Raw genomic sequence first — 13,118 nt, forward strand, 5'->3', positions numbered from 1 at the left:
GTGGCGGAGCCGAAGATGCCGCGCCGATCACATCGCTACGCCATGCAGTCGCAACCCGGCTCGGGCTAGATCCTCACAATTTGGCGCCGGATTCGGATGCCGTGGAGCTGCTGCGCGCCAGCCGTGACACGGCGCGGACGCAGTTGGCCGAACTGCTGGGGATCAACCCCGACCTCCTGAACTACGGGTCGGTTCGGCAAGCGATCGACAATCTGCGACTGCAGATACTTGGCATGAACCCGGATGAGCGGACAGCCGCCCGGGCGAATGCGCTGTCGGATCTGGCCGACTGGATTGCCCGGTGGCTCCAGTTCGATCAGGCCATCCAGGCCACGGCCGTCGCGACCATCGGGAATAGGCAGGAGGCTGCGGATGCGGTCCAACGACAACGGTTAGACGAACAAGCCGATGAATTGGAACACGAACTGGCTGGTCTGCTCGGGGTTTCGGAATTGCGTCCGACAGTCGATGAATCCAGTGATACCGCAGCGGTCGAGCTGCGGCGGTTCGCCGGTGCGGCGAACGCTCCCGCGCTCGGCCAGCTGGTCACAGCAATCGAGAGCTATCTGGGGACGTACGACGCTCACGTGCTGCTCGAGTACGTGGAGAACGATAACCGCGCCGATCGCGATGTCTTCGGGATACCGGCGATGGCGCGTGAACTCCGCGAAGCCAATGCCATCGCAACTGACGTGTCTTCGGAGCCCCCATCGACCGAAGCCGAGTCCGATTATCGACATCCCAATCGGCCACTGGATGCCGTGCAGGTGCAAACCTTGCGCGTCGCGCTGGCTGAGCTGTTGGGAATCAATCCCGCTCTCCTGCACCTCGATTCGGTGCGGCGGGCCTTTGAAGCAGTGCAGTCCGCACTCGAATACCTGAACGAAGCGGGTTGGCAGCGGGTATTCGAGACCGGGCGGCTATCCGAAGTGGTGCGTTGGATCCGACAACGCATCGAGCGGGATCCGGAGATCGAAGCCACCGATGAGTCGGCTCGCTTCAGCGAACAACTGAATCGTCAGTTGGCGAGACTGCTGATGCTCGACCGACCCGGACGGATTTCAGTCCCCAGAGCGGGTGATCCGTTGACCGAACTTCGAACGGCCGCCGCCGTGACGGAAGCACCGGTGATCGTTCGTCTGGTCGAGTTGGCGGAACTGTTCCTCGGTCTGAGCGAAGCGGAGTTGCGCAAAACGCCTAACCGAGTGGATATCACCAACCTGGCCGGGGTCAACCGACGGACTGTCGACTCGGTCCTCAACCAGGAAGATCCTTCCTACGGCGAGGAGGAACAGCGTGTTCTCGTCGCGGCCCAGTGGCTGGGCATCCCCATCCCGGCCGCGCTCGAAGCGGCGATCGACCCGGCATTTGTCGAAAAGAAGTTCACCGCTGGGGAATTCGTCAACGGCGTTTTCAGGCGGGGCGAGTTCAAACCGCAACCCAGCCAGAAGGAGGTGGCGCGCGAGGCTGGGCTTCCGCCCGCAACGGTCAGTGAGGTGTTCAGAGGCGAGCACGCACCAGACTCCGCGGTCACACAACGAATCCACGCAGCGGCCGATCGCATCGGTTATTGGCGACACCCCCGCCGCGATGTCGACGTCGAGCAAGTGCGGTCCCTCTGTGTGGAGTTGGCCTACACGATGGGAATTCGTCCGGAAGAAGTCACCCGAGAGCGAGTGACGACCTACCTGGGCCAATTGGGAGACGCGGCCAGCGGGCCGGGATCCGGTCGAATTGCGGAGATCGCCGAGATTTTCGGCAAGCTCAGTAATCGCGAGCTGTCCCAACCAGTCACCCAGGCTGATATCGCGAAGCTGGCCGGTGTCCACCGCGACACAGTCAACGTCACCCTCGCCAGAACCGAACCCACCTACTCGGAGGAGGAACAGCGGGTTCTGGCCGCAGCCCAATGGCTGGGCTATTCGAATCCCGAGAGTCCGATTTCGCCGGAGCTCGAACAGGCCATCGATCCCGAGTTCACCAAGAACCGATTCGTCCCCGGCCGGTTCAGAAACGGCGCCTTCGTTCCAGCACGGTTCCGACCACAACCGACTCAAGCCCAGATCGCCGAGCTCGCCGGGGTGGCCAAGCCGACGGTGAGCGCCATTCTCCGGGGAGCAGCCCGAGTCGATACCCCACGAGGACGCCGAATACTCGCCAGGGCCCGGGAACTCGGCTACTACTGGCATCCGCAACGAGCGCACATGCTGGCGTCGGGCGGGCGCGGCTCGACGGTGAATCGATCCGAACCGTCGACCATCGCCCACGAGACCATCGAGGCCTGCGTCATCCAGGTGGTCCGCACGATACGAGCGTTGCGCTTGGCCGATGACACAGCAGAACCAGACGAAGCGGACATCAAGTGGGCAGACGACGACAACTGGCGTGCGCTGGAAGCCGGTGTCCTGGCTCAGCTCGAGAAGGTGTGGCCACAAACCACAGCACAACCGGTCACACCGGAATCCGGCAATGAGGCACTCTCGGCGGTCGTCGACACTATCGCGAACAACCGAGACGGCGTCGATACCGCCGTCATCGTCGTTGATGACGGCGTCAAAGCCCACGCATACCTGGTCACCAACGTCAATGGCGAAATCATTGTTTTCGACACCAATATCGAGCACTCGGATGCCGAAGAAGGTCCGGAGATCCGCATCCCCCGGGTGCAAACATTCGAGAAATGGCAACAGTCCTACTCGCACATCGAAGAAGCCTTCGTCGCTTACCTGAAAACGGAAAACGGCACCCTCCGTGCGGTCGAGGCCCCACACGACGATCACGATGCCCGCGATCACCCGCAGCGCAAGATCACCGGCCGCCCGGCCGACGACCTACCGAACCGAGCACCCGACCGCAGCCGCCCGTCGGGCACCTCCGATGCGAATTCCGAATCGAAATCGGTTCCCACAGCCATTCAGGAGATCTTGACCAGCATCGGTGAGATCGCCATCGATCCGGCGACGGCGGAACAGGTCAAGCAAGTCATCCTCGCCCGCTATGAGGGGCAGCGCCGGAAGATCCCCGGGAGCGGCCCGACACAGGACGGCATCGCCGCGGAACAGACCGCCCGGTGGGCCGACGGCATCATGCTCTTGCGAGCTCTGCGTGATCTCGCATCCTCGCCTGGTCACGTGACCACACAGGCTGCGGCGCCTACCGCGCACCACATCACGGCGCAGGAACTCGCTCATGACACCAGTCAGCTGCCGACCGGTCTGACCGCGACGCTTTCCCAGATCGACAGCGCCAGCCACGATGCGACGGTCACCGATCAGGCAAAACTTGCCGTTCTCAATATCTACAGCGAGTACCTGCATACAGCCACCCAGTCCGTATACGGCGATCACCAACTGAGCAAACACGCCATCTCATCAGCGGCCGACTTCCCGGAAAACGTCGCGGCAGGCTTGGCCAAGATGTCAGCCGATGCCTTCATCCAGACGCAAAAGGCCCACGAACTGGCCGTGGATATCGCTGTACGCATGACGAACCAGTGGGTCGACAAGACTCGAAGAAGGGCCGGGCGAACCGGCATCAATCTCGCAGACCTGCTGGCCGATACCTACCGGCGGAATCACCAGCCCCTGTCCGAGGCGCAGCGAGACGAACTCCAGGATCGGACGCGTGCCGTGCGAGCCGCATTCGACGAACTAGTGCCGCGGCGGAACGCGATCCTGGCACGGACACCGAATATGTCGACAGCGGACGCGGCCAACTGGCCCGCTGGTTTCCGCACCGGGCGCGCAGAGGCCGAACAGCTTTCCATCGCCGTCGCGGCTTGGATCGCCACCGGGGTACCGATCACTTTCCGCATGGTGAAAGAGATCGCGAAAAGCGACCCTGCCCAGCTCGGCGGATTCAAGGGGGAGATCGGGCTAGCCGAACAATTCGAAGTGATCCATGCGCTGGGCACTCCCGTCCACCTCGAAATGCCGGATGGCGTTCTGCTCGAGAGCGAGATCGATATCTCGACCGACGAAGGCCGAACGTGGCATGAGGCGAAGGACTACGACCTCGACAGACAGCTTCAAAGGCGGACCAGGCTGGAGGCGCAGGCGCGCAAGCAACTCCGCATCGCGTATATGAATCGCGAGTATTGGGTGGACGGCGTTCCACCACAGATCAAGTGGCATTTCATGAGCGGCGTGCATCCGGCGATCCGGACCGCCCTCGAGGCCATTCGGATCGAGGACGAATCCGGGCGGGTCATCGACTACCGCATCGAGGTGATCGACGGTTCCACCACCGAAACCGACAACACCGCGCCGCATCAAGGCGGCGCGCCAACTGCGACAGGATCTGTTCAGCAAGACGCGCCGAATGGCTCTCCCGCGCAGACCGCGGCTCGTCCGAACAATGCGCCGGATCCGAGCATGGCATCGGACCGGACGCATTCGGATACAGCGGACAACGCACGCCCGAGGACATTGACTCCTCGCCAGATCGAGATCCTGAAGTTGGTCGCGCTCGGCGAAACGAACGCGCGGATCGCGCTGATCCTCGGATTGTCCTACACGACGGTGGACCAGCACATGGCCAATATCGGCCGCAGGCTCGGTACCGGGGGCCGCCGAGAGTTGATGGTGGCGGTGGCTATGGACGCGGGCCTGCTGTCCCCGTCGGAACCGTCGGCGGTTACCGGAACCGTAGACAATCTCCGAACCGCGCTGTGTGCCGCGCTGAGGGCGGGCGCGCAACAGCCCGATCCGGAACAGATTCTCGCCGAGGCATCCACGGAACAGCTCGATGACGCGATCCTCGGACTCAGCGCCCACCAGCGCAAGGCGCTGCGCCTGCTCCGGCAGGGGGCACCAACTGGTCCGATGATCCGGAACACGGCAATCCAATCCGCCGCCCAACTGGTCGCAACGATTTCCACCGCGTACGAGCAGCGCGAGGCGATATTGAACAGGGCTTTGGCGCAGGCGAGCCCTGAGGAGTTGCGGGAGGCACTCGGTCGGCTCACACCTCTGCAGCAACGGATCGTCGTCGGTCTCTACGCGCGCGGACTGTCGCCTGCCGCCATGGCTTCGGCCTTGGGCTACGACAACGAGTCCACCGTCACGCATTTGGCGCAGGGGGCGATTCGCCGGATGGCGAAACGCATCGGCTTCCGGCGCGGACAATATCGCCCACCCGCGCTGACGGCTGTGACCTTTCCGGTTGCTGCGCAGCGGACCGACCAACCAGAACTCACCGCTGCGGAGATGGAAGCGCTCATCGAATCCGCCCGCGCCGACGAACCCGAAGTTCTGCAATGGTGCATCGAATGGGCCCATCGCGAGGGCATTCTCGATCACGAGGAACTTCCGGTCGCCCGGTTGCTGTTCGCGGCGGGGGCGAGTGTGCCCGAAGCCGCCGCCGCGACCGGGATGACCGAGCGAAGGGTCGCGCAGGTGCGGGCGAAAGCGCGGGCGAAGCTCGCGCAACCGCTGTCGGCACGGCTGGGTATTTCCGAGTCGGCGCCGTATGGGCAAGCCTTCCAGTACGTGAGTGCGCAGGCAACGCTGCCCGATTCGGCCGACCCGACGGAAAATACGGCACACGAGCTACTTCGTACCGTCCTCGACTGGTTGAACAGACGGTTTCCGATCAATCCCGCAATCCCGTCCCGCCCCGATGCGGGTTCGGCGATGCCAGCCGAGCGCCCTGCGGGACACCGTGCGCTGACCGAGCGTGAGGCCAATGTACTACGCCTCGTCGCAGCTGGTCTGACCTACCGGGAAGTAGCGCAGGCACTGCACATCGCGGAGCCGACGGTCCGCACCCACATGCGCCGTATCCGCGGCAAACTCGATGCCGCCACCCTCGCCGACGCCATACTGGCGGCGCGTAACCGAGGCATCGACCTCGGCGTCGTCGGTGCTACGCCGCACCGTGCGGCAGCCGAAAGTAAATCGGCCGCAACGACTTCCGCTGATCCTGGCGAACCGACGGATACGCAGTCGACACCAGCGGACACTCGCTCCACGACGGACACCGAAACGGCATCCGATAGCAATCGCGATGAGCGATCGCATGATCCATCCGATTCCTCTGCGCGCCCACTGACCGCCCCGGCGGGTGTGCGTGCGGTGCTCGGTCCGCTGGCTCGTCACTTCCGGTTCAGCAGGCGTGGCCGCGTCAGGTTCCTCGGCGGCGGCATGGTGCGATCGCAGATGGAGGTCTTCGAGCAGCAGTTCATCGCGTTGCGCCCACTGCTCGAGGCAATCGGCGCGCAGGACTGGTACACCCACACGCTGGACCGGATCCGTACGGTTGTTTCGGTCGCACCATTGGCTCGGTACGCCAACAGGTACGGCCTGGAAACACCGAGAAACGCCGATGGTGACGCGATGCACCCCGACGAGGGCATCAACGGCAAAGTGGCCGCCGACGGCACGCTCACATTCGTTGTCCACGCGTCCCAGCGCACTCCGAACGGGCAGACGATGTTCGAGGAACTGTGGAACGCCGTCGGCGACAACGTGACCCAGATCCGTGCTGTGTGGCGGGCCGGCACCGAGCTGACCGGCAACCTCGATTCGTTCAATCGCCGCATTCGGCAACGGCTATCGCCGAACGAGGCCGCATTGGGTACGTGGACTGGAAAGATGGCCGCGCACCAAGGTTTCACCGAGGCGATCGTCGAGATGGCTGGTCCCGCCGGGGAGTACGACGACGTCCAGGTGGTATTCCGCCGTCCGTCCAGGGTTCCCGAGGCATCGGGCGAGGCGGTATCCGCTCCGGCGACAGCGACGAAGGCGCGGGCCGCGGCGACGGCCCAGGTTCGGCAGGACTGCATAATCCAGCTGGTCAGAGCACTGTGGTATCTGGGCCACGACAATGCATGGGTGCCCGGTGAAGGCGAAAACCTTTGGCCCGACCTGGAAGCCGCCATCGCCGCACAGCTCGTCGAAGTGGAGCTACCCGCCACCGAGCCGAACACCGAGCAGTCAGAGATCGCCGATCCCCTGGCATCGGTCGTCGACATCGTCCGCAACAAACGCGGCGGCGTCGACACCGCCACCGTCGTAGTCGAACGCGGCAACAAGTCTCACGGCTACGTCATCACCAATGTCAACGGCGAAGTCGTGATATCCGATTCACTCGCCACTCCACAAATACGCCACTACAACGAATGGAGCCCGCCCTACCCACGCGTCGACAGGGCATTCGTCGCCTACTTCAAGTCCGAAAACGGCGTCCTCTCCGCCCTGCACGGCCCCGGCCCGGAGGATGTTCCCCGAACACATCCCCAGAACCCGATCACCGGCCCAACCGATGACCCGGGCGTGGGTCGAGGTTCCGAATCGAATCTCCCCGCGGTCGCGGAACTGTTGGCAGCTGTCAATATCGGACAGCTGGCGGCGGTACGCGAAGCCGCCGTAGCGGAACGTCATGCCGCAGTGGTGGATTCGCGCGCGGCGACGGGTGAAGATCTGGAGCGCTTCCAGCAGCTGAGCCGGACAATTGATCTGCTCGGAGAGTTGACCGATGCGATGGAGCATCCGGAGGCGGTTGTCCCGGAACGGCTCAGGACGCTGGTGCATTTATTCCATGCGGAAGCCGAGCGGCAAGCGGCGTTGGCCGACAGCAGAAACCACCGCAGCGCACACGATATCCGCGATCCGCGACGCAGGCAGGAGGCGATCGATCGCTTGGCGGCCGCCGCCGAGCGTGTCGACCAGGTCGCGGCCGCGTTGGCGACGGCACAAACGGGCGCCCCGGCAAACATCGACGTCCGGAGTTTGCTGGCAACAGTGGATTCCGGCGAGTTGGAGTCGGCATGCAGGAATGCCGAAGCCCAGCGTCGAGCCGTGGTTGTGGATCCGCGCACCGCACCGCCCGAAGAACTCGAGCTTTTGCGAAAGCTGCGCCGACATGTCGAGCTGCTCAACGAATTGCGCGATGCCGTCGACCATCCGGAAGCATTTCCCCCGCAACGGCTTCGTCTGCTGGTGCACTACTTCCACGCCGAAACCGAACGGCAGACGGCGACGCGGGCACTGGCAGCGGCCGAGCGCTATCGCGCCGCCGTCGACCGAGTCCGCACGCTGGCGAATGCGCTGAACTCGAGCAGGCGCGACGGTGCGGCGGCCGCCCAGTCAACCGCGGGACCGGAGGTAGGGGGCGAGGCAACGACGCAAAGGGCAAGCATCGAAGCAACCCGTGCCCCGGATCCGCTCGATTCCACCGACCAGGAGTTGCACAACTGGGCCGCAACGCTTTCCGACGATGACGCACAGCGACTGCTCGCCGATACAACAGCCGAAATCGCAGCGATTCTCGATGCCTTCCGCCGCGGCGAGTCACCATCGGTCCGAACCGCGGTCGGCGCCGGGCGGTTGCTCAATGTCGTGTTGTGGGAGCAACTTCGCCGATTCAAGACGAAGACTCATTCCGGCGACATCCCCGACTACCCGACCCTGTTCGCCGTCGCCCGCGACCTCGCGGCTCGGCTGCCGGAAGCCCGGGCGTTATATGCCGCGGCGAACGCACTGTTCAACCTCGCTGGTGTGTTTCCCCTCGGCGCGCCGCTGATACCCGATCTCTTTCCGGCTCCAGATAACGAGCTGAATTTTCTGGACAGTGTTCCATCGCATATCGGGCACATGGTCGAGCTTATGGAGAAGACTGTAGAGTCCGTACCCTGGGCCGAAGAATCTTCCCTTCCAGACAATGTCCGACCGGCATCAGGCCACCGCAAAGACACCGAGGACTCGACCGAGAAAGCAATCGGACTCGGCAGACACCTCGACGCACAAAGGGCCGACGGTACCGATTGGGCCGACTTCATCGACAGGTATCTTCTGGCCAGATCGGTCGACGGATTCGATGCCGATGTAGACCAAGCTTTCCAGTCATTGCAGACGGCATTGGCGGAATTCGACCGCGCGCAAACCGGTTCGAGCCAAACCGTCGCCGCAACCGCGGCATCCGTCCTGCCCGTTATTGCAACGGCTGCCGAATACTTCCTGGCCCGAACCCTGCAGCCCGACCTCGCATTGGACATCGCCCAAAGAATGGAACGGGCGTTTGCCGCGGTCGCAGCCCACGCGCGTGATCTGCAGCCGTTGCATGCTGCGGCGCGAATAGTGCGCGATCTACTCGTTGCCATCGCTGAACGCACGGCGAAGTTGCCGGGTTACGGTCACCCACTCGCGATGCGAACACTCGCGTTCAAGCATCTCGCGGCCGGTACGCCGTTCCGCGAGTTGCTGCAGCAAGCAGTACACGAGCTGCGCGGAGCGGAACAGGCATCGCAGCACGATGGCAGTGCTGCGGCGCGATCCGAACATGAGGCAGGCCCGTGGCCGCTGCCGCAACCTCGGGTCGAACTGAATCTGGGTCCTGTTGCCGCGGTGAGCGACATCGGCGTTGGGCCGGAAAACGGCGGGCATGACACCAATGAGGATGCTTTCAGAATTGCGGTGGCGACCGGTCCCGACGGGCAACCCATCTACCTCGCGGTGGTGGATGACGGCATTTCGAAGCGGCCGCGTGGCGATCATGCCGCGCGGGTCGCGGCAGACGCTTTTCATGATCACGCGATCGCAGCGTTGGCCGAACTCGAACCCGGCCGCCCTTGGGATCCATTGTCGATCGTGCAGCAGGCGACGGCGGCCGCCGATAAGGCAGTTCGCGATCTGGCGAACCTGCCCGCGTACGCCGGTGTCGGAAAACCTCCGGCTTGCACGATCGTCGGCGCAATGGTGGTGGGACGGCGACTAATCCTGGACTGGAAGGGTGACAGCCGAGCGGCCTGGCTCGCCCTGGACGACGGCCCGTCCAAGTGGCTGACCGCGGACGATACGAATATCGCGCAGATTCGGAGCATGTTCGACGACTGGACCGAAGAGCAGGCCAAGAGATCGTCGATGTACAGCGGACTGGAGCGTTACCTCGGAGCGGGCTCGAAGCCCGGCGAATCACATGCCACGGTCATCGACGACCTTGCCGGTGACGGTATTGTCGGCCTGTTTTCCGACGGTGCGCTGGAGGCGATTACCGGCGAATCATCGCCCGAGAAACTCACCGAAATCATCAAACAGGCCCTGGCCCAATCCAATGGGAACCTGCTCGCCGCGTCGCACGCACTCCGGCAACGCGCCCTCGCCGCCGGAGCAGATGACAACATGACCATTGCGTTGATAAAGGTTCCCGCACGCGAATCCGCACACCCCACGCCCGCGTCGGCAACACAGCAATCGTCGGTGGCACCGAAGGAGTACAGCGGCAACAGCGACGATATCCTCGGTCGGTCGGCTTGGCGGGACTCTCCGGATGCCCGGAGCAAGGGGATGAGCTCCGAAGGCTTCCTCACATTCCACACACCGCCCGGTGATGTACCGGGCGTCGGAAGGCGGAGCAACGGCCGACCCGACCCCACAGCCGCCGATTCCACCGAGACACCGGCGAACGCGACGAGTAACGCCACCCCTACAAACGCGGGACCGGCACACGATGCGACAGCATCGGAGGAGATCGTCGAGGTAAACGAGAGCGATTCGAGCGCAACCGATTCCGAAACCCAGGTGGCGGAGACAAGGAGTGACACTCCCGCGGACCCGCCGCGTTCACTGGTCGTCGGGTTGGCAACCCAACTGCATGGGGTGCTAGCCGCCGGACAGTCAGGCGAAACCGCTGGATATGACGCCGCACTGGATACCACGACCGATCGGGCCTGGATCAAGGCCCATGGCGGTAGCAACCGAGTTCCGCTGGCCACCACCGAATTCCACGATCTTCCGAACGACGTGCTGTCCGAGCATCTGCGCATGGCCGAGATCGCACTGCCGATCGTCCTGGGGGCATTGGATTCGGGGACAGATATCTCGACTGACGACTTCCTCGAATACCTCAGCAGCCGAATCCACAACGGGCGACTCCAACACCATTGGCGCACCGCCACTCCGGAACAGCGACTGCCGTTCGACGATCCCGGCTACCCCGAGGAACTGCGTGAACAGCATCGGCGGCTCGCTCGTGCGGCGCGTGATTCGGTGGTGTCGGCCAATGCTGTCGATCGGTCGGTGGCCGATCCGTTCGAATCCTGCGCGACGGGCGCCGAGGTCGCCGCCGAGATGTGGCGCAGGCACGCGGTCCGCATGTTCGGATTCGATTTGCCTGGTGTGGCGGTGGAATTCGTTCGTGAGTTCGCTCGAGCGATACACCAACTGTTGACAAAATACCCGCACGTCCAACTGCTTCAGATCGGGATCGGGCCTGTCTCGGGTGGGCGACCGTTCGCCATGAGCGACCATGTCGAGGGAACCGGTACGAGCTACCCGTTCACGCGGTCGATCACTTTGGCCGATGTCTACGCCAGGTCTCCGGAGTTCTTCGCTCCGAGTTGGGCCTCGATGGTGCAGAACGGCCTCGCCGTAGGCGCAGTCGACCGGCCGATACTCGGGTTGGTCCGACGTGAATTCGGCTACGCACTCAATAACGCGAGTTGGCTGGATGCGCAGCGAGACGCCAAGTCGATGCTTGTCTCCCACCATAGCGACAACCATCGGGGACCGACTCAGTGGGCTCCGGATCAGGCGTACGCATGGCGGGACGGCGAGTTCCGCGACTATCACCGCGACAGCGACGGACAATTCGCCCCGGCCCGCGCGCTGGCCGGGGCCTTCGCAGCCGTTGAGCACAACCCGACCGACGCCTCGGAAGGGGAACAGGTCCTGCACGACCTGTTGACCAAGATCGCGCCACAGCGGCAGTCCGAAAAGCACCGCGCGCGAAGGAAACTCGCGGCCGAATACCGTCCAGTGACACCGGCGGAACAACAGGCCAAGATGGCGATGGTCGCGGCGCTGCGAGCCGACCTCGGTATCGATCTCGTCGGTATCGACAACCCCGGCATCACCGCGGACACCGCCGGTCAGCTCATTGCGGCCATACGGCACATGTTCGCCCGGTTCCCGATACTCCAGGACTTGTCGGAGATCAGGATCGTCCCCGGTGACGCTGGGGAGTTCGGCCACCAGTCCCAAACCGAGATCGAATTCAACGAATTGTGGTTGACCGCACCGGTACAAATGCACGCCGATGCGGTAACGCAATTGGCTGCCACACGGCTGCGCCTCGATCTCGATCGCGTGTACTTCTGCCTGGCCATCCACGAATTGGCCCATCAGCTGCGCAGGCTCCTGCCCGTCGACGCGCCGAGTGCCTATGGCGCGGTCAGTTCGCACTTCGAGGAAACGTACGGCTCCAAAGACATCCGAGCGCTGCGGACATGGATGGCCGAGCAATTCAGCTCGTACGGCATCCGCCAGAAAGACGGGGCTCTCGAGCCGGACGAGGCCGAGGCAGAATCGGTGGTGGCCGCCGAGGTCGACACCCTCACGCCGACCGAGGGCGAGTCGGTCGTCCACCGCAACTTCGTGGCGCTGGCCGACGCCGAGGCCGAACGACGTGGCCTCACCCCGACCGAGCCAGCCACCGCCGAGCAGCCGGATTCCGTTGGCCCAACACACGATCCGGTGCCCGGAGTCGAATACCGCGCAGGCGACAATGCCGACGATGCGCAGCGACAGCTGGAGGCGTTGGTCGACCGGGTGATGGTGGGCCAGCCTGCCGAGGCGGTCGCGGAGGGGCGGCGGATGGCCGGCCGGATGGTCGATGCCATCTACGACGATGGTGTGGTCGAGAACGCCCGGCTCACGGCGCGGCTGGTCGATCGCCCCGGTGGCCGTGAGCTCGAGGTCGCGATGGTGGACAACCAGGGTCGGCGGGTGGCCGGGTATGTGGCATTGGTCGAGCAGCTCACGGGTGCGGATATCCGGTTGGTGCGAAGCCTCGAGGTAGAGCGCACTGACGGTGAGCTGCCGACGCTGGTCGAAAACATGCTGTGGCGCTGGCACGACGACGAGCTGGCCAGGGCTGTCTGGGGTGTACTCGATGAGCTGACTCTGGCTGCGGGCGAGGATGATTGGTGCGTCGTCGAATTCGTCCAAACCGAAGACGCCCTCGGCACGTTGACAGTCGTGCAGGGACGTAATCGCGATCAACACGAGACCGGGGTCCTGCCCGACCTCGGCGCTGCGCCGGTGTCGTCGGGTGGGTCGGTGCGGATCGCATTTACGATCGGTCCGGGGCAAGGGAATGACACCAGAGTGCGATCGGTGCTT

1 protein-coding gene (cut by both window edges) is annotated in these 13,118 nt (G+C 64.0%); it reads left to right on the plus strand.

Positions 1-13,118, plus strand: part of the annotated coding region (locus tag NP3_RS41110; RefSeq protein ID WP_157124891.1) for an MFS transporter (this coding region is incomplete at both ends). Its footprint runs off both ends of the window (13,549 nt to the left, 14,330 nt to the right); 13,118 of its 40,997 annotated nt are in view.

This window comes from Nocardia pseudovaccinii NBRC 100343, from assembly GCF_001613225.1.
Classification (GTDB): Bacteria; Actinomycetota; Actinomycetes; order Mycobacteriales; family Mycobacteriaceae; genus Nocardia; species Nocardia pseudovaccinii.